This is a genomic window from Avibacterium sp. 21-594, assembly GCF_026226815.1.
GTDB lineage: Bacteria > Pseudomonadota > Gammaproteobacteria > Enterobacterales > Pasteurellaceae > Avibacterium > Avibacterium avium.
On sequence record NZ_JAKKOC010000001.1, the window covers coordinates 964,925 to 985,068 of the forward strand.

A 20,144-nucleotide genomic window follows, 5' to 3' on the forward strand; every position below is an offset into this window, starting at 1 on the left:
ATCGGTATAAGATATAGCGAAAAGACGTAAAAATTGTGCATTTTTACCGCAAAGCAATCGCTTGCCTTCACATTTTTGTACATTTTTGCAAGCATTTCATTACAAAAAACAGTAGAATTAGCTCGCTTTTTTATATCAATTTTACATTTAAGGAAATTCTAATATGAGTAGCTTAATAAGTATGCTAGGCATTGTTGTACTTCTTGCTATTGCCGTTCTATTATCCAGCAATCGCCGTGCGATTAGTTTGCGAACTGTAGGGGGCGCGTTATTAATTCAAATTCTGATCGGCGCATTTATTCTTTATGTGCCTGTTGGTCGTGATATTTTGCTTTCCTTATCCAATGGCGTAAGCAAAGTGATTAATTACGGTAACGAAGGGGTTCAATTTGTGTTTGGTGGGTTAGCCACTGACGCCTCTTTCAAAGCCTTTGGCAATGACGGCTTCATTTTCGCCATTCGCGTGTTACCGATCATCGTGTTCTTCTCTGCGTTAATTTCCTTACTTTATTACATTGGTGTAATGCAATGGATCATTAAAATCATTGGTGGTGGCTTACAAAAAGCATTAGGTACATCTAAAGCGGAATCAATGTCTGCGGCAGCGAATATTTTCGTCGGACAAACAGAAGCGCCATTGGTGGTGAAACCTTATATCAGCAAAATGACTGAATCCGAACTATTTGCGGTAATGTGTGGCGGTTTGGCTTCTATCGCAGGTTCTGTATTGGCAGGTTATGCAGGTTTAGGCGTACCATTGCCATACTTGATTGCCGCTTCTTTTATGGCTGCGCCAGCAGGTTTATTATTCGCCAAATTGATCGTGCCACAAACCGAAAAATTCAATGATGACATTGAAAAAGTGGATTTAGAAAAACCGGCTAACATTCTTGATGCGGCTGCAGCAGGTGCATCGTCTGGTATGCAGTTGGCAATGAATGTAGGGGCGATGTTGATTGCTTTCGTGGCGTTAATCGCACTGGTTAATGGTTTATTAGGTGGCATTGGCGATTGGTTTGGTATGCCTGAGCTTTCTCTTGGTATGATCTTAGGCTGGATTTTCCGTCCGTTAGCTTGGGTGATTGGTGTGCCTTGGGACGAAGCTGCGGTTGCAGGTCAAATGATCGGGATTAAATTAGCGGTGAACGAATTTGTTGGCTACTTAGAATTTGCCCCTTACCTTGCTGCGGACGCTGCGGTACAATTAAGCGATAAAACCAAAGCGATTATTACTTTCGCCCTTTGTGGTTTCGCTAACTTCAGCTCTATCGCCATCTTAATCGGTGGATTAGGTGGAATGGCACCAAGCCGCCGTGGTGATATTGCACGTCTTGGTATCAAAGCGGTGATCGCAGGATCATTAGCGAACCTGATGAGTGCAACCATTGCAGGTTTATTTATCGGTTTAAGTGGTGCTGCACTATAAAATGTAAGAAAAGTGCGGTAAAATTTCACCGAATTTTTTCGACAACACCACGACATTGTTCGTGGTGTTGTCATATTAAGGCAAAGAAAACGTTTGCTATTGTAATAACGGTAATCACGCACAAGGTGATTTCCTTGAGCGATCATTTTTCAACATAACGCAAACATTCTGTTGCCTGAAAAACAGAGTTCAATAATTAAGGAGCTTAAAATGAAACGCGTATTTATAATGATGTTAGACTCTTTCGGTATCGGTTCAAGTGAAGATGCAGAAAAATTTGGTGATAAAGGGGCGAACACCTTAGGTCATATTGCACAACGTTGTGCGGAAGGGCTAGAAGACAAAAATGGCCGCAAAGGCCCACTTCATCTGCCTAACTTTGAAAAACTCGGCTTAGGCTTAGCGGCGAAAGAATCTTGCGGTGAATTGCCAGCAGGGTTTAATCCAAACCCAGCGTTAATTGGGGGTTACGCTTATGCGAAAGAAATTTCCTCGGGCAAAGATACTCCATCTGGCCACTGGGAAATTGCTGGCGTGCCAGTATTATTCGATTGGGGCTATTTCCCTGATCACGAAAATAGCTTTCCGCAAGCACTTTTAGATCGCATTGTCGAACGCGCAGGTTTAGACGGTTACCTTGGCAACTGCCATTCATCAGGCACGGTGATCTTGGATCAACTGGGTGAAGAACATATGAAAACGGGCAAACCGATTTTCTACACCTCAGCCGATTCTGTATTCCAAATTGCCTGCCACGAAGAAACCTACGGCTTAGATAAACTTTATGAATTATGCGAAATCGTGCGTGAAGAACTGGCTGATTACAACATTGGCCGTGTGATTGCGCGTCCATTTGTGGGCAACAAAGCAGGCGAATTTTCTCGCACAGGTAACCGTAAAGACTATGCCATTGAGCCACCAGCCAAAACCGTCTTACAAAAATTAGTGGAAGAAAAACAAGGCGATGTGATTTCAATCGGGAAAATTGCAGATATTTACGCGCACACAGGCATTACCGAAAAAGTCAAAGCCACAGGCTTGGAAGAATTATTCGATAAAACGCTGGTAGAAGTGAAAAGAGCGGGTGAAAATTCCATTGTTTTCACCAACTTTGTAAACTTTGACTCTGATTTTGGCCACCGCCGTGATGTAGCTGGTTACGCTGCGGCATTGGAATATTTCGATAGCCGTATTCCAGAATTATTAGCCTTAATGAACGAAGATGATTTGCTCATTTTCACCGCTGACCACGGTTGCGACCCAACTTGGCACGGCACCGATCACACTCGTGAGCATATCCCTGTATTGCTTTACGGCTCACAAGTGCCAAAAACATTTTTAGGCAAACGTGAAACCTTTGCTGATGTAGGGCAAACTGTTGCCGCCTACTTTGGCTTACCGCCAATGGATTACGGTAAATCAATCCTTAATTTCGACAACCAAGATTAATTCAATATAAGAGGACTTTATTATGACTCCACATATCAACGCGCCCGCGGGTGCTTTTGCTGATGTAGTATTAATGCCGGGTGATCCATTGCGCGCAAAATACATTGCGGAAACGTTCTTAGATGATGCGAAAGAAGTGACCAACGTGCGTAATATGCTCGGCTACACTGGCACTTACAAAGGACGTAAAATTTCGGTAATGGGACACGGAATGGGGATCCCATCTTGTTCTATTTACGCCAAAGAATTAATCACGGATTATGGCGTGAAAAAAATTATCCGCGTCGGTTCGTGCGGTGCGGTGCGTCCAGACGTGAAATTGCGTGATGTGATCATCGGCCTTGGCGCTTGTACGGATTCCAAAGTGAACCGCATTCGCTTTAAAGATAACGATTTTGCTGCTATTGCCGATTTTGAAATGACGCAAGCAGCCGTACAAGCGGCGAAAAACAAAGGCATCAACGTACGCGTGGGTAACCTTTACTCTGCGGATCTTTTCTACACACCTGATGTCGAAATGTTTGATGTAATGGAAAAATACGGCATTTTAGGGGTGGAAATGGAAGCTGCGGGCATCTACGGCGTTGCCGCAGAATTTGGTGCGAAAGCCTTAACTATCTGTACCGTATCAGACCACATTCGCACGCACGAGCAAACCACCGCAGAAGAACGCCAACTTACGTTCAATGAGATGATTGAAATTGCGTTAGAAAGCGTATTGCTTGGTGATCAGGCTTAATTTTTAACAAAATCTCACCGCACTTTACTTTATTTGCGAAATAAGTGCGGTGATTTTTTTGCCTATTTTTCATCTTCTTGATTCTTGCCATATCTCACGCACGAAAATATTGCTATAATTTTCCGCAATTTATTTTCATCTCAATCATCTAAAATGTTAAAGCGATTCACCCAAAAAATTCGTCATTTTATTCACCGAAAATTACGCCAAAGCTATCGTATTTCGCGTAAAACCATTGAGTTTTCCTGCTTATTGATCGGCGCGGCGTTGGTGTCCTTATTCTCACTAGGCTTTGCGAAATTTGCCGATCTTGCCTTACATTGGAATGCCCAATGGAGTGCAAAATATCCTTATGCCGTATGGCTAGTGCTGCCCTTAGGCTTGGCATTTTTAGCTTGGTTTACCGCAAAATATACCCCTTATGTTTCGGGCAGTGGGATTCCGCAGGTGATTGCATCTATTGATATGCCGTACAGCGCCAATAAAAGTAAGCTCATTGCCTTTGGGCAAACTTTGTGGAAAATTCCGCTCACGTTTTTAGCGATGTTATTTGGTGCCTCTGTGGGGCGTGAAGGGCCTTCCGTGCAAGTGGGCGCAGCGGTAATGTATGCGTGGGGCAATGTGTGCCGCCGCCACGGCTTGGCATTCAAAGGTTTAAACTCCAATGAATTAATGGCAACAGGGGCGGCTGGCGGTTTAGCGGCGGCATTTAATGCGCCGTTGGCTGGGGTGATTTTTGCTATTGAAGAATTAGGCCGTGGCATTTTGCTACGTTGGGAACGCCGTGTGTTACTCGGTGTGCTGACCGCAGGGTTTATTTTGGTTGCCATTGAAGGCAATAACCCTTATTTCCCGAATTATCAAGGGGAAACCTCCGTGCCTTATATGTTCTTATGGGTAATGTTATGTGGCGTAGCAAGTGGCATATTTGGCGGCATTTTCGCGAAATTATTAGCCAAAGGCGTGGCAGGAAGCGCACCTGCGAAAATTCGTGGTTGGATTCGCCGGCACCCTATTTATACCGCCTTTATTTTAGGCTTAATCCTTGCTGGACTTGGTACATTCACTCACGGACAAACTTACGGCACAGGCTATGATGTGGTTACCCAAGCACTGAGCGGCGCAGAAATTGGCAGCGAAGTGGGGATAAGCAAACTGTTTGCTACCGTTGCCACTTATTGGACAGGCACAGCTGGGGGGATTTTCACCCCATCATTAACCACAGGCGCAGGCATTGGCGCGCAGATCTGGGCGCTTACTGGCGGCATTGTCGATCAGCGTTTACTGGTTTTATTGTGTATGGCGGCGTTTTTGGCTGGCGCAACCCAATCCCCGGTTACGGCAAGTGTAGTGGTAATGGAAATGACATCAAGCGAACCCGTGTTATTTTGGCTCTTGATTTGTAGCCTTATCGCTTCTATTATTTCACGCCAATTTAATGCCAAACCGTTCTATCATTTTGCTGCAGGGCGTTTCCGTCAGCGTATTCAAGAACAGGCAAAGCAAGATGAGCTGAAACAGCAAGAACAGCAAAAAGCCGTACAAGAAGAAAACAAATAATGAATCAACAAAAATCAACAAAAAAACCACCGCACTTTTATCGTGGGCGATTTTCTGTCGCCCCAATGCTGGATTGGACAACACGCCATTGTCGTTATTTCCATCGCCAATTTAGCCAACACGCCTTGCTTTATACGGAAATGGTTACCACAGGTGCGATTATTCACGCCAAATACGATCATTTAGAATTTGATCTGGTGGAAAATCCTGCGGCACTTCAGCTTGGCGGTAGTGATCCCGATCAGTTGCAACATTGTGCTAGGTTGGCAGAGCAACGGGGCTATCAAGAAATTAATCTCAATGTAGGTTGCCCCTCTGATCGCGTACAAAATGGAATGTTCGGGGCGTGCTTAATGGCGAAAGCGGATTTAGTTGCTCAGTGCGTGCAACAAATGCAAGCGGTGGTGGAGATTCCTGTTACGGTGAAAACCCGTATTGGTATTGATGATTTAGACAGCTATGAATTTCTTTGTGATTTCGTGCAGAAAGTAAGTCAAGCTGGTTGTCAAGAATTGATCGTTCACGCGCGCAAAGCGTGGCTTAGTGGCTTAAGCCCAAAAGAAAATCGCGAAATCCCGCCACTTGATTATGATCGGGTTTACCAACTGAAACGGGATTTTCCACAATTGTGGATTAGTATTAACGGTGGGATTAAAACCATTGAAGAAATTCAAGCTCATTTGAATTATGTAGATGGCGTTATGGTGGGGCGTGAAGCCTATCAGAACCCAAGTTTATTGGGTTACGTTGACCAAGCCTTGTTTGATCCGCAAAACCCTATCGTCAGCCCAAGAGAAGCGGTGGAGAAAATGTTCCCTTATATTGAGCAACAACTTTCCCAAGGTGTACACCTCAACCACATCACCCGCCATATGCTTGGTGCATTTCAACACTGTAAAGGCGCACGCCAATGGCGCAGACATCTCAGCGAAAACGCCCATAAAGCCGGGGCTGGCATAGAAGTTGTGGAGCAAGCCTTGGCGTTTATAGGGGAATAAGGAGAGAAAAAGTGCGGTGTTTTTTACCACACTTTTGCTAGGAAATCTGCTGTGTTTGTTTATGCGTTTAAGTGCCTTTATGTTGAAAATAAAGCACAGTAGCAGCAACGCGTGAGTGTACATTCAGTTTACGTAGCAAGTTGCGGATATGCACCTTTACCGTTTCTTCTGAAATGAAAAGCTGAGCGGCAATTTGCTTATTGGATAACCCAGTTGCAATAAGACGTAGCACCTCCAACTCACGATCGGTTAGCGCATCGATTGGATCTTGTTCTGGGCGTTGTTCTAGTAGCAGATCTTTGATGGAATCACTTAAAATCACCTCACCTTGTGCAATGCGTTTGATTTGTCTGAGCAGTAAATCCGGTTCGGTATCTTTGAGTAAATATCCATCAGCACCTGCATCCACAAGAGCGAACACATCATTTTTCGCATCAGAAACGGTAAGAATAATAATGCGCGCATCAATATTTTCTTCACGCAATGCTTTTAAGGTATCAATGCCTGATAAGCCTTTCATATTCAGATCAAGAATAATCAGATCAGGTGAAGTTTGTAATGCCAGATTAATTCCTTCAGCACCACTTCCAGCATCCCCCACCACTTCAAAGGTTTCGTCTAACTCTAATAATTGCTTTATGCCTCGACGCATCAAGGGATGATCGTCAATAAGTAATACTTTCATTTTATCAAGCATAGTTATTCCCCTATTTATGATTATGATGACACCAATCGACTGTGAAATGGCACAATTTTTATGCCGTCTTCACTTGGTAATAATTGATAAAACTGTGGGTAGTTAAAATTTCGTTGCACAATTTTATACGGATTATTATTTCCGTCCAAGCCCGCTGATTGATAAATATGATTTATCTCATTAATTTTCTGTTCTTTTTCACCTTCACAGTTGCGATAAATCTCAATACGATTGGCTTCATCTAAAATATACACATTGAAGGTATGATCCAAGTTATTTTCAAAGAAAAATTGTAAAAAGCCTTCACTGGCAAAAGCATCAATTTCGTAAGGATATTGCTTACGGATTTGTAACGCTTCTTTGCTATCAATCACGTCTTGCAATTCTACATTGAAATCATCGTTATCAAGAAGGGTTGAAGGAGAGATTTCTTGCAAACTGATTCCACGATCTTCAAAGAAAAATTGCCAGTTTTTGCCTGCAACACGCAATAAATTATTTTGTGGCGCATCACTTACCCCAACTTGAATATTTATACATTTATTCACGAGTGCGGTAACAATGTTACGTAGTGTTTTTTGGTAATATTGACTATAGCAAAACACATTTACACTTTTTGGTGGGGTGGAGCCACGATAAATTTTATTAGATAGCACTTTTAAGGCGAGTAAGATCGCATTAGGCCCTTCAAAATGCAAGGTACGAATCTCATTCCATAGATTACGATAAGTGAGATCAATACTGCCCACTAAACTTTTCTCATCCGAACCAAAGCTAAATAAATCACTGGCAACAATCGAGGTTTTTACCTCGGATAAATTTGCCGTGGGATCAGCGGTAAGATTGATCGCCACCACTAAATGTTTAATTTCACAATTATGATTTAATTCATTATTGCTCACTACGGGCACTGAAACAGGCAAGGAAAGGCGTAAATCAGTAACAAAATGACGTAATTTTTGTTGGCTTACATTTGTGCTGAAAATATGCAAATCGGTTTTGGGTGTAAGTAGCCGATTGAAATAAGCCCACGCCACCAATTTATTTAAGCTCTCACTATATTCCACATAGCGTTGTTGCTCAAAACCACGAATATCTGGCGTTTGATTGACTAAATACCAGCCATTTTTGAACGTGCGGTTGTTTTTTACCTCAATAAATGTCAGATTTTCTTCGGATAAATCAGAGGAAATCATTGCATTGAGTAAGGTGATTTTACCCGGTAATTCTTCAAAGGCGGTATAAAGTTTACGGGTTAGAATGCTAATATCTTGTGGCATTATGCTGGAATTTACTTTGTATTTACGAGCAAATTGCACTAAATGTCGGTAACTAAACATTAAAAATTTGATTAAGTTGTTATGGCTTTCTTTCACTCGTTTTATTTTCCAGCTTGCGCGCTGATTAAGCTCTTCAACTAAATCTTCTGACCAACCCCAAGTTTGAGCTAGATTTTGTAGTTGCAATAAACGCCAAGTATTTTTAGGCACTTTATGACTGTATTCATTGGCTTTAATATAGAAACAACATCGAACGAATTTTAATCGTTTGAGATCATTGAGTTCGATTAAATAGTTAGTTACCCGTTCTAACATAGTGAGATAAGGATCAAAGTGGTGCTTTTTATCGCCATTTAACAAGCGCGCTTTAAATTCTTGGGCGATGAGGTAAGTATCAGGATAATCTGCGGAATAGGTTTCCAGTAATAAAATTTTTAATATAGATTTGTAAGGTGAATCAATTCCTTTATAAAGCTGCCATAAGCTAGCACCAAAATATTCATTGGCAGAAAATGCACCTAAGCCACCAAAATCCACCCAATCATCAGGATTTATCACCTTTTCGCTAATTAAGCGTTCCACTTCTTTTTCATAGTCTTTTTCATTTTCCACTGCAAGGTGTAACCACAACAGCGGTTTTCCTGCCAAGCGAATGGCCGATCGATAAAACTCATCAAGCAATAGCATATATTGCGCCGAGCCACAATTTTCAGCCGTGAGAGGATCGGCATAACGAAAGCAACGGAAACGATTTTGATCCATTAAGTAAAGATTAATTTCCACCCCTAAGGCTAACGCCCATTGTTGTAATGCGGCCATTTTTTGATTTAATAAATAGCGATCTTCAGGGCTAATTTGCGGATGATGACAGATCCAAATATCCAAATCAGACGCAGAGGTTTGGCTAATTGAGGCGATGCTACCCATGACATAAATGCCAAGTATTGGAAAAAAAGAGCGGTGAGAAAATGACGAGTTTTCTATTTCTTGCACACTTAAATTAAACCCTGTAGAAAGGTATTGTTGTTGATAATCCGATAATACAAAATCAGCAATTCCAGCCGGTGCATTTTCAATATAGCCCGGTAAACGATGGTGATTGAGGTGCAATAACAAGCTAATAGTTTGAAATACTTGATTAAATTGCGTAGAGCTACCCGAGATGGCGCGTTCAAAACGCAGTTTATCTAGGTATTCCACTTGCTTTTTTGCACTATTAATATCGTAATTCAATTTATATCCTAGGAAAGAGGGATTGAAAAAATGAGCAGTTTCCTCGAATGTACGATCAGGAAATTGAAATATTACTCTATCACTTGCCCTGTTGGAAAGCAAAAAAATTAAATGGAAACTGACATTTTTCAGCAACAGTGATAGGATAAGGCAATTATTTCTAATCTTCTTTTTTGCACGATGACGACAAAAAAACTACTCAAAATCGCCACGCGCCGTAGTCCTTTAGCATTATGGCAAGCTAACTATATTAAAGATCGTTTAACTCAATTATATCCACAACTTACCGTGGAGCTTGTGCCAATGATTACCAAAGGCGATGTGATTTTAGACACTCCTTTAGCCAAAATTGGCGGCAAAGGCTTATTCGTCAAAGAGTTAGAGAACGCCTTATTAAATGGCGAAGCGGATATTGCGGTACATTCAATGAAAGATGTGCCAATGCAATTTCCTGCAGGATTAGGCTTGAGCGTGATTTGTAAACGTGAAGATCCGCGCGATGCATTTGTGTCAAATTCTTACCGCACTTTAGATGAGCTACCTGAAGGGGCGGTGGTGGGAACATCAAGTTTACGCCGTCAATGTCAGCTGAAAGCCTTACGCCCAGATTTGAATATTCAATCTTTGCGCGGCAATGTGGGAACACGCTTGAGCAAATTAGATAACGGCGATTACGATGCCATTATTTTGGCTTCCGCAGGCTTAATTCGTTTAGGAATGGCCGATCGCATCGCTTCTTTCATTGATACCGAAACCTCTTTGCCCGCAGCAGGACAAGGTGCAGTGGGCATTGAATGTCGCACCGATGATCTAGAAACCCAACAATTATTAGCGCCATTAGCAGATGCCGAAACCACCGCCTGTGTGCTGGCAGAACGTGCAATGAATAACCACTTACAAGGTGGTTGCCAAGTACCCATCGCAGGCTATGCGGTAATTCGCGACAACCAGCTTTATCTCAAAGCCTTGGTAGGCAAAACTGACGGCAGCTTAATCATTCGTGCAGAAAATCAAAGTGCGGTGGAAAATTCGCAAGAATTAGGCGTGCAAGTAGCAGAAAGCCTGTTAAAACAAGGGGCTGATGAAATTTTGCAAGCCCTTGGTATTTAATCGCCTAGGCTTATAACAGCAAGGAAACGAAAATGGCAGTGTTGGTTACGCGCCCTGATGAAAAGGGCAAACAACTGGTGGAAATGCTTGCAAGGGCAGGCATTGCAGCCATTCATTTTCCGCTCTTTTCCATTCAAGCTGGGCGTGAACTGAATGATTTACCCCGTCAGCTAAATCAACTCAACGCCGGCGATTACGTTTTTGTGGTATCGCAAAATGCGGTAACTTACAGTGCAGAAAGCCTGAAGCAAGCTGGCTTTCAATGGCGAGCAGATTTACATTATTTTACCGTAGGACAGCGAACCGCGCAGGTCTTTTCCAGTCAAACAAAACAGAATATTCATTATCCTTTTCAGCAAGAAACCAGTGAGGGCGTACTTTCTTTGTCGGCAATGAAAAATTTGCACGGTAAAACCATTTTGATTTTACGCGGTAATGGTGGCCGTGAGTTTTTCTCCGAGCAAGCCAAGTCGCGTGGGGCAACAATTCAAACTCTCGAATGTTATCGCCGCGAACCGCTGATTTATGATAAGGCAGAGCAAGTGAGTATGTTAAAACGTGCTGGAATCAGTGAAATTGTGGTAACGAGTAAAGAAATTTTGCGTTCATTGCTGGATTTTGTGCCAAAAAATGAACATAATTGGTTAATGTCTTGTGGATTAATTACAATTAGCGAAAGAATTGCTCATTTAGCCCAAGAAAAAGGGTGGCAAAACGTGCGTATTTCGCCAAAAGCAAATAATTCATCAATGTTAAATGCGGTATTGCAACGAAATGAAGTTTAATCAGCATAAGGAATAAATTATGGCTAAACATCACGGCAAAAAAATGGGGAAAAATCGTTTAACGGAAACCTCGCCCGTACAGCAAGAAGTCGAACAACACGAAGTAGGAAAAGAAGTAGGACAAGAACCTACTGTTCAAACCAGCCAACAGCAAGCAAGCCAAGAAAGCGAAGCGAATCCCCAAAACACAGAACAAAATGAGCTGGAAGCACAGCAGGACACCGATTCAAATCAAGCCCAAGTAACGGAAGAGCAAACAACAATGAAAGAAAAAGAGCAACCCCAAGAACGCGATGAATTATCGCAACAAGCGAAATCCTCTGAAACAGAAGCAAGCCAATCAGCTGCTGAGCCACAAACCGTCATCGTTAAAAAAGGCGGTACGGGTGTGGCGATTTTAGCCTTATTGGTGGCGTTAGGCCTAGGTGGCGCAGGGTATTATTTTGCGGAACAGCATTTAACCAAAGTGCAAGGCAGATTAACCGCCCTAGAACAACGCGCTGTGCCAGCCAACGTACAGGGCTTGATGGATAGCGATTTAGCCGCATTAAAACAAGATCAAGCAAAAATTGCACAGCTTGCCCAAACTAGCCAATCCACCAACGACAAATTAACGGCGTTAGAAAAAATGGTGGAAATCAAGGATCAACAAATCACCTCATTACAAAATCAAGTTAAGAATTTAAGTAATGCACAGAAAACGGCACAGCCGAATGATTGGTTGCTTTCTGAAGCAGATTTCTTATTAAACAATGCGTTACGCAAATTAGTGCTAGATAATGATGTGGATACCGCGGTTTCGCTATTAAAAGTGGCTGATGAAACCTTAAGTAAGGTGTCTGATCCGCGAGCAATGCAAGTGCGTAGCGCCATTAATGCAGATTTAAAACAGCTATTGTCGGTGAACAATATCGATCAAAACGCCATTATGCAACGCCTTTCTCAGCTGGCAAATAACGTGGACGAACTCACCGTGCTAAACGTGAATTTTGATGATCCAAATCCTGCTAACGAAAAATTAAGTGGTTCTTGGGAAGATTGGAAAGAAAATGCTGAGAAAAGTGCGACTTCTTTCTTAAATCATTTTATTCGCGTTACACCAAAAAATGCTGAAAGCAAAGCCTTGCTTGCGCCAAACCAAGATATTTATTTGCGTGAAAACATTCGTTTACGCTTACAGCTAGCCATTATGGCCGTGCCACGTCAGCAAAATGATTTGTATAAACAATCTTTAGAAACCGTGGCATCTTGGGTGAGAAGTTATTTCGATACCAACACGGAAGTGGCAAAAACTTTCTTAAATGAAGTGGACGAACTGGCGGAACAATCTATTTATGTCGATGTGCCAACCCAACTTAGCAGCTTAAATATGCTAGATAAACTGCTTAATAAACCGTCACAAGAAGTGCAGAAAATTGAGATTTCCGTAGATAAAGATGTAGCTAAAGAAACTGCACAAGAAGCGAAAGCCGCTCCAGTAGAACAACCAGAAGCAGACAAAGCTGAAAACAACGCAGCGCAAAATGATGAAAGCCAAAGTGAAAAGCCGAGCGAAAATCAAGCTGACGCAGAAAAACAACCTGATGCAGAAAATAAAAGTGCGGTAGAAAATTCTGACAAATCTGAGCAAACACAACAGTAGAGGAAATAGCAATGTTTAGAACCCTATTTTTAATGCTGGTGTTACTTGCCGGCTTAATCGCAGGTCCTTATTTATCGGGCAAACAAGGTTATGTGCTAATAGAAACCAGCACATACAGCATTGAAATGTCCATCACCACTCTTGTGATTTTCTTTGTAATCGCAATGGCGGTGGTATATGGCATTGAATGGATCATCACCAAATTCTGCCGTTTGAGCAACAGCACCTATGGCTGGTTCTCGCGCCGTAAACGTCTTAAAGCGCAAAAACAAACCCTTGAAGGGTTAATGCTAATGGACGAAGGACAATATTCTAAAGCAGAGAAATTAATTGGTAAAAATGCCAAACATTCTGATGAGCCAATCCTAAACTTTATTAAAGCGGCAGAAGCGGCACAACAGCGTGGCGATGAGTTTGGCGCAAATCGTTATTTAATTAAAGCGACTGAATTGGCTGGCACGGATAATCTACTTGTTGAAATTGCCCGCACGCGAATTTTGTTACAGCAAAATAAATTGCCGGCTGCGCGTAGCGCCATTGATAGTCTATTAGTAATGACCCACCGCAATAAAGAAGTGTTGAAACTCGCGGTTGAGATTTACTTAAAATCCCACGCCTTTGAAGCTTTGGACAAAATTCTTGATCAAGTGGAAAATTCAGGGCTTTATTCCGACAAAGAATTTACCACCTTACAACATCGCGTTGAAGATGGTTTGCTTGATGAGAAAATGAATGAAGAAGGCGTGGACGGCTTGCTTAAATGGTGGGACGATCAACCGCGTAAACGTCAAAATGATCTTTATGTGAAAGTGGGATTAATCCGCCGTTTAATTGACAGTGATGATCACGAAACCGCTTATAAATTGATCTTAGAAGCCTTGAAAAAAGTGGACGACAACAGCCCACTGGCACAACAACTTTGCACACAAATTACCCGTGTTCAACCTGTAGATAACAGCAAATTGCTGAAAATTATGGAAAAACGCGCGAAACAAAGTAAAGAGCAAAGCTGTTGTTGCACAAACCGTGCTTTAGGTTACTTGTATGTGCGTAATGGTGAATTTGCTAAAGCGAGTGACGCATTTAAGAAAGTGCTGGAAAATAAATCACAGCTTGAACCAAATGATATTACAATGGCGACCTATGTATTCGAGCAAAACGGTGAAAATGAATTGGCTAAACAACTTCAGCAAGAAAGTTTGAAATCTGCTATGTCGGTGCAAAACTTAGTTCCTGAAGAAAAGGAAAAAACGCCAGAAAATTCCACCGCACTTGCACAAACCACAGAAGCCAAAAATCCTTAAGGTAAACCCAATGCCCTGTCTTTCGGGGCATTTTTCTTTATGATAAAACTTCCAGATAATATCCAACAATTTTTACAACAGCAAACCGTGATGAGCATTGCCGTACATAGCGCACAAGGCTTTTGGGCGGCCAACTGCTTTTATGTGCTTGATGACAGCAATATCAGTCTGATCTTCTTTTCTTCCCTTTCCACCCAACACGCACAAATTATGCAACAAAGTGATCTTGTAGTTGGCACGATCGCCACCCAAACGGATCAAGTGAGCGAGATTGAAGGCGTGCAATTCAAAGGACGTGCCATTTTGCTTAATGAAAATGCGCGTCAATCAGCCTTTAAATCCGCCCTTAAACGCTATTATGAGCGTTATCCCTTTGCGCGCTTAATGAGCACGAATTTATGGCAAATTGAGCTTGATGAAATCAAACACACGTCAAATAAATTCGTTTTTGCCCAGAAAACTTACTGGCAAAGAGCAAGTGCGGTGTAATTTTTGATTATTTTGCTTAAATAAGTAAAAATCGCTTTTCTTTCTAGCAAAAAAGGGTACTATATCCCGTCCTTTGTAAGGCTTCGGCTTTACGAATCTCTGTTTTCCAATTTGGAAAAAATAAAAAAGCTGAAACGCTTTTTTTAATAAGTAGCGAGTCAAATGCCCCATGGCATCTTATTTGGAAGAATAAGAAAGCTTAGGCTTATAATGCATACTTATTTTGTTCTCAGGCAAGGCAGTTCGCCGCAGACAGTACATTAAGTACGGCAAGGCGAAATAACGCAGAATGAGGACAAAAGAATTGCATTATCCCGCAAGGCACCCGACTTATTTTTTTAACCTCTTATCGAAGGTATAGATTAAAAATGACAAACACTCCTGTAAATCCAATCAACAACGCAACCAACGAATATTACCTTACTCGTCAAAATGAAATGGAATCCAATGTGCGTAGTTATCCACGCAAATTGCCATTGGCGATCGCAAAAGCACAAGGCTGCTGGGTAACAGACGTAGAAGGTAATGAATATCTTGATTGCTTAGCTGGTGCAGGTACATTAGCCCTTGGACATAATCACCCAGCGGTGATCCAAGCTATTCAAGACGTATTAAGCAGTGGTTTACCGCTTCATACATTAGATTTAACCACGCCATTAAAAGACGCATTTACCGAAGAACTGCTTTCTTTCTTCCCGAAAGATCAGTATCGCTTGCAATTCTGTGGTCCTTCTGGTGCTGATGGCACAGAAGCAGCGGTAAAACTTGCTAAAACTTACACGGGGCGTGGTAATGTTATCGCATTCTCTGGTGGTTACCACGGAATGACCCACGGTTCATTGGCGATGACAGGCAACTTAAACGCGAAAAACGCGGTACAAAACTTAATGGCAGGCGTGCAATTTATGCCTTATCCGCACGAATATCGTTGTCCATTAGGCTTAGGTGGTGAAGCAGGTGTTGATGCTTTAACCTATTATTTTGAAAACTTTATTGAAGACGTTGAAAGCGGTGTGGTAAAACCTGCAGCCGTGATTCTTGAAGCCATTCAAGGGGAAGGCGGGGTGGTAACTGCACCGGCGAAATGGTTACAAAAAATCCGTGAAGTGACCAAAAAACACGGCATTGTGTTAATCCTTGATGAAGTACAAGCAGGCTTCTGCCGTTCAGGAAAAATGTTTGCCTTTGAATATGCAGGCATCGAACCAGACATCGTTGTAATGTCAAAAGCGGTGGGCGGAAGTTTACCATTAGCGGTGCTAGCTATTCGCAAAGAATTTGATGCGTGGCAGCCAGCAGGACACACAGGCACATTCCGCGGCAACCAAATGGCAATGGCGACAGGTTATGCCTCATTAAAAGTAATGCGTGAGCAAAACTTGGCGCAAAATGCCTTAGAACGCGGTGATTTCTTACAAACTGAATTGAAGAAATTAGCCCAGCAGTATCCTTGTATCGGTAACGTGCGTGGACGTGGTTTAATGATCGGGATTGAGATTGTTGATGAGCGTAAACCACAAGATCGCATCGGCGCTTATCCAGCAGATGGTGAACTTGCCGCTGCAATCCAAAAAGCCTGTTTTAACAATAAGTTATTGTTAGAACGTGGCGGTCGTGGCGGTAACGTGGTGCGTATTCTTTGCCCACTTATCATCACGCAAGCGGAAAGCGAAGAGTTAATTAAACGCTTTGCTCAATCCGTTGCAGACGCATTAAAAGCCGTGCGTGGCTAATTATTAATCTAGCTAAATGGGGTGTGTAACGCCCCTTTTAGCTATTTTTCTCTCAATCATCTTTCAGGAAATTCTCAATGGTCGATTTCGCAAAACATAAACAATCCCTTCTTTGCAATGATCCACAATCTATCGCTGATTATGAAAAAAATATGGCAACAGCAATAAGTGCGGTAGGAAATTGGCTCAAAAATAACAAAATGTACACCGGCGGCAGCATTAAACAGCTACGCGAAGAAATTGCTTTTCAACCCTCTCAAGCTGGTTTTGGCTTAGAAAAATCCTTAGATCGCTTAACGGAATTATTCTTAAATAAAAGCCTAAAAGTGCATCACCCTCATTCTTTAGCACACTTACATTGCCCAACCATGGTGGCAAGCCAAGTGGCAGAAGTGTTTATTAACGCCACCAACCAATCAATGGACTCTTGGGATCAAAGCCCAGCAGGTTCATTAATGGAAGTGCAACTGATTGAATGGTTGCGTGAAAAAGTGGGTTATGCGGCAGGCGATGCGGGCGTGTTTACCTCTGGTGGTACGCAATCTAACTTAATGGGCGTGCTATTGGCGCGTGATGCTTGCGTGGCAAAACACTGGAAAAATGCGGAAGGCAAAGAATGGTCTGTACAGCAAGATGGCTTGCCAGCAGAAGCTTTGCAACGTGTAAAAGTGTTATGTTCAGAAAATGCCCATTTCTCCGTGCAAAAAAATATGGCAATGATGGGAATGGGCTTCCAATCCGTGGTGAGCGTGCCTTGTAATGAAAATGCACAAATGGACGTCAATGCCTTGGCGGAAATTTTGGCAAATCTTAAAGCGGAAGGAAAATTGGTGGCGTGCATTGTGGCAACCGCAGGCACAACGGACGCGGGTGCGATTGATCCGCTAAAAGACATTCGTAAATTAGCCGATCAATATGATGCCTGGCTACACGTTGATGCCGCGTGGGGCGGGGCATTACTGCTTTCCAACGACTACCGCCACTGGCTAAACGGCTTAGAGCTGGCAGATTCCGTTACCCTTGATTTCCACAAGCATTTCTTCCAAAGTATTTCCTGCGGTGCGTTTTTACTGCGTGATCCAGAAAATTATCGCTTCATCGACTACAAAGCGGATTATCTCAACTCCGAATATGATGAAGAACACGGTGTGCCAAACTTGGTGGCAAAATCGCTACAAACCACACGCCGTTTTGACGCGTTAAAATTATGGTTCACCGTAGAAGCCCTTGGCGAAGAACTTTACGGCTCAATGATCGACCACGGGGTGAAGCTCACCCGTGAAGTGGCAGATTACATCAAAGCCACAGAAGGCCTTGAATTATTAGTTGAACCGCAGTTCGCTTCGGTGTTATTCCGTGTCAATCCTGCGAATTACCCTGCGGAATTTATTGATAATCTCAACCAAAATATCGCAGACGAATTGTTCGCCCGTGGTGAGGCCAATATTGGAGTAACGAAAGTCAATGGCGTGCAAGCCTTAAAAATGACCACCCTTAGCCCAATCGCCACCCTTGAAAACGTGCAAGCCTTACTCGCTCAAGTGCTGGAAACCGCTGATAACATCAAAGATGCGATCGTTGCCGGCAATTATGTGCCAGCGATTGATTAATCTTTTTAGACGATAAGAAAAAAGTGCGGTGAAAAATACCGCACTTTTTGTTTATCCGCATTTATTTATTGCGTTATCTTTCCGATTACACGTCAGCAACCCTAGCACAATCAATGCGCCACTGGCAAAATGATACCAATAGAGCGCTTCGCCCAAAACACTAATGCCAAGCAACGCGGCGAATAACGGCGTTACATTGGTAAACACCGCACCTTTCGCGCCGCCCACAAGGCTTATGCCGTAATTCCAAAAGGCGTAAGACAAAATCGATGGCCCGATAACCAAATAGCCAATCATTGCCCAATGGCTCGTAGAGATTTGGCTGATAATCGGCTCACTGGCGGTTAAGGCTTTCCATAGAAAAACTGGAGTAAAGCACAACATCGCAATAGCAACAAGCAAGGTGAGCATCACAACGTTGGGTAAATCTGCTGGACGTAGGCGGATAATGCAGCAGTACAGCGCCCAGCTCAATGCCGAGCCAATCGCCCATAAATCCCCTTTATTCACATTAAACTGCAGTAAGGTTTGTGGATCGCCTTGGCTTAATAAACATAATACACCGAAGAAACTCACCACTGCCCCTGCGAGCATTAAAGGGCGGATTTTATCCCCGAAAACAAGGCGATTTAGCAATAATACCGCAATCGGTACAACCGCAAGATAAATGCTGGCGTTAAGTGCGGTGGTGGTTTGTAAGCCCTGATAAAGAAATAACGGGAAAATGACAATACCGAGTAAAGAAAGTGCGGTCAGAATTTTCCAGGTTTTTTTGATGATGGGGAGGAAAGGGAGCGTGCGTTTGGCAAATAAAACCAGCAAAATAAGTGCGGCGGGAAACCAGCGTAAATAGGTCAGCACAATGGGATCAACCTCACGGCTGAGCATTTTGCCGAAAATATAATTGCCACCCCAAAATAAGGTGGCTAAAATCAGGCAAAAATAGCCATAATGCTGTTTGTTCATCTTGTGCCACGTTCCACAATAATCCCCACATTGCGAGCTTGTGCCACCGCTTTTGGCTTACTCAATTTGATTTTGAGCCAGCTTAGCCCATATTTTTGTTCAAGCTGTTCGGCAACTTCATACGCTACGCGTTCAATGAGGAAAAAGGGTTTAGATTGCACATAATGGATAATAAATTCGCTCACTTCCGCATAATTGAGGCAGTAGGCGACATCATCGGTTTGGGCGGCTTGACGACAATCCCACGCCATTTCTATATCAAAAATAAGCTTTTGTTTGATTTGTTGTTCCCAGTCATACACGCCAATTTGAGCGAAAACGACCAATTCTTCAATAAAAATGCGATCTATCATAAAATCCTTCAATATCCTGAAATACTATTAGGCGTATGCTACCAAGTTTATGTACAATAGACGAACAAATTTTTCACTTGACGAATCAGGTAGGTAAAAATGAGCCTTTTCGCCCTTTTTTATATGTTTTGTGCGTATTTGCTCGGTTCAATTTCGAGCGCCATTTTATTTTGTCGCCTAGCAGGCTTACCTGATCCTCGCACCACTGGCTCACACAACCCCGGGGCAACTAACGTACTACGCATTGGCGGGCGTTGGGCTGCCTTAGCAGTGCTGATTTTTGACATTCTAAAAGGAATGCTTCCCGTATGGGCGGGCTATTATCTTGGCTTAACCCAATTTCAGTTAGGCATGGTCGCACTGGCCGCCTGCTTAGGGCATATTTTCCCCATCTTCTTTAAATTTAAAGGCGGAAAAGGCGTTGCCACCGCATTTGGCGCAATCGCCCCTATCGGCTGGGGCGTGGATCTGTGGATGCTCGGCACTTGGCTTGCGGTATTCTTGCTCACGGGCTATTCATCTTTAAGCGCAGTTATCGCCGCAATCACCATTCCTTTTTATGTATGGTGGTACAAACCTGAATTCACCTTTCCCGTCGCGCTCGTCTGCTGCCTGCTCGTTTACCGCCATCACGACAATATCCAACGCCTATGGCGCGGGCAAGAAGACAAGGTTTGGAATAAATTTAAGAAAAAGTTGTAAAAAACCACCGCACTTATTTGTATAAAATCCGACCTAATCTAATAAATCTCAATAAAAAGCGAGAGCGT

17 protein-coding genes are annotated in these 20,144 nt (G+C 42.8%); 13 read left to right on the forward strand and 4 right to left on the reverse strand.

What is annotated here, in order from left to right:
• Positions 1-163 precede the first annotated feature (163 nt).
• The 5 genes from L5B76_RS04510 (at position 164) to dusA (ending at position 6,172) form a co-directional block, all read left to right on the forward strand.
• Positions 164-1,426: a NupC/NupG family nucleoside CNT transporter gene (locus tag L5B76_RS04510; RefSeq protein ID WP_265754411.1), complete on the forward strand. Its 1,263-nt coding sequence runs from the start codon at positions 164-166 to the stop codon at positions 1,424-1,426.
• A 210-nt stretch (positions 1,427-1,636) separates the two neighbouring features.
• Positions 1,637-2,875, forward strand: coding sequence for a phosphopentomutase (locus L5B76_RS04515; RefSeq protein WP_265754412.1), 1,239 nt, complete (start codon positions 1,637-1,639; stop codon positions 2,873-2,875).
• A 22-nt stretch (positions 2,876-2,897) separates the two neighbouring features.
• Positions 2,898-3,614 (forward strand): purine-nucleoside phosphorylase, encoded by a 717-nt coding sequence (gene deoD / locus L5B76_RS04520; RefSeq protein WP_103853878.1) that lies wholly within the window; start codon positions 2,898-2,900, stop codon positions 3,612-3,614.
• A gap of 153 nt (positions 3,615-3,767) precedes the next feature.
• The gene (locus tag L5B76_RS04525; RefSeq protein WP_265754413.1) at positions 3,768-5,174 is read left to right on the forward strand and encodes a chloride channel protein; all 1,407 of its coding nucleotides are present in this window, start codon (positions 3,768-3,770) and stop codon (positions 5,172-5,174) included.
• The gene (gene dusA, locus L5B76_RS04530) at positions 5,174-6,172 is read left to right on the forward strand and encodes a tRNA dihydrouridine(20/20a) synthase DusA (RefSeq protein ID WP_265754415.1); all 999 of its coding nucleotides are present in this window, start codon (positions 5,174-5,176) and stop codon (positions 6,170-6,172) included. The genes L5B76_RS04525 and dusA overlap by 1 nt, the downstream gene beginning before the upstream one ends.
• 67 nt (positions 6,173-6,239) lie before the next feature.
• Here the strand turns inward: dusA and L5B76_RS04535 are convergent, their stop codons facing one another.
• Together L5B76_RS04535 and L5B76_RS04540 are read right to left on the reverse strand one after the other, a co-directional pair.
• On the reverse strand, positions 6,240-6,869 hold the full coding sequence (locus L5B76_RS04535; protein WP_265754416.1) for a response regulator: 630 nt from the start codon (positions 6,867-6,869) through the stop codon (positions 6,240-6,242).
• Positions 6,870-6,889: 20 nt separating this feature from the next.
• Positions 6,890-9,382, reverse strand: coding sequence for a class I adenylate cyclase (locus tag L5B76_RS04540; protein WP_265754418.1), 2,493 nt, complete (start codon positions 9,380-9,382; stop codon positions 6,890-6,892).
• A 180-nt stretch (positions 9,383-9,562) separates the two neighbouring features.
• On the opposite strand from L5B76_RS04540, the gene hemC reads away from it, so the two are divergent.
• From hemC to L5B76_RS04575, 7 genes are all read left to right on the forward strand, one after another.
• Positions 9,563-10,492: a hydroxymethylbilane synthase gene (gene hemC / locus L5B76_RS04545; protein WP_265754421.1), complete on the forward strand. Its 930-nt coding sequence runs from the start codon at positions 9,563-9,565 to the stop codon at positions 10,490-10,492.
• Between the two features lie 32 nt (positions 10,493-10,524).
• Positions 10,525-11,277 carry a uroporphyrinogen-III synthase gene (locus L5B76_RS04550; protein ID WP_265754422.1) on the forward strand — a complete coding sequence of 251 codons (753 nt, stop codon included), beginning with the start codon at positions 10,525-10,527 and terminating at the stop codon, positions 11,275-11,277.
• Positions 11,278-11,320: 43 nt separating this feature from the next.
• The gene (locus L5B76_RS04555) at positions 11,321-12,919 is read left to right on the forward strand and encodes a uroporphyrinogen-III C-methyltransferase (RefSeq protein WP_265755520.1); all 1,599 of its coding nucleotides are present in this window, start codon (positions 11,321-11,323) and stop codon (positions 12,917-12,919) included.
• Between the two features lie 11 nt (positions 12,920-12,930).
• Positions 12,931-14,223 carry a heme biosynthesis protein HemY gene (locus L5B76_RS04560; RefSeq protein WP_265754423.1) on the forward strand — a complete coding sequence of 431 codons (1,293 nt, stop codon included), beginning with the start codon at positions 12,931-12,933 and terminating at the stop codon, positions 14,221-14,223.
• Positions 14,224-14,262: 39 nt separating this feature from the next.
• The gene (locus tag L5B76_RS04565) at positions 14,263-14,712 is read left to right on the forward strand and encodes a hypothetical protein (RefSeq protein ID WP_265754424.1); all 450 of its coding nucleotides are present in this window, start codon (positions 14,263-14,265) and stop codon (positions 14,710-14,712) included.
• 368 nt (positions 14,713-15,080) lie between these two features.
• The gene (locus L5B76_RS04570) at positions 15,081-16,445 is read left to right on the forward strand and encodes a diaminobutyrate--2-oxoglutarate transaminase (protein ID WP_265754425.1); all 1,365 of its coding nucleotides are present in this window, start codon (positions 15,081-15,083) and stop codon (positions 16,443-16,445) included.
• A gap of 77 nt (positions 16,446-16,522) precedes the next feature.
• Positions 16,523-18,055, forward strand: coding sequence for a pyridoxal phosphate-dependent decarboxylase family protein (locus L5B76_RS04575; protein ID WP_265754427.1), 1,533 nt, complete (start codon positions 16,523-16,525; stop codon positions 18,053-18,055).
• 51 nt (positions 18,056-18,106) lie between these two features.
• On the opposite strand, the gene L5B76_RS04580 is transcribed toward L5B76_RS04575, so the two are convergent.
• A complete protein-coding gene (locus L5B76_RS04580) occupies positions 18,107-19,021 on the reverse strand; it encodes a DMT family transporter (RefSeq protein ID WP_265754428.1) in 915 nt (304 codons plus the stop codon).
• Positions 19,018-19,374, reverse strand: coding sequence for a dihydroneopterin aldolase (gene folB, locus L5B76_RS04585; protein WP_265754430.1), 357 nt, complete (start codon positions 19,372-19,374; stop codon positions 19,018-19,020). Before folB ends, L5B76_RS04580 begins: the two co-directional genes overlap by 4 nt.
• Before the next feature lie 99 nt (positions 19,375-19,473).
• On the opposite strand from folB, the gene plsY reads away from it, so the two are divergent.
• A complete protein-coding gene (plsY, locus tag L5B76_RS04590; protein ID WP_103853613.1) occupies positions 19,474-20,076 on the forward strand; it encodes a glycerol-3-phosphate 1-O-acyltransferase PlsY in 603 nt (200 codons plus the stop codon).
• The last annotated feature ends 68 nt before the right edge of the window (positions 20,077-20,144 follow it).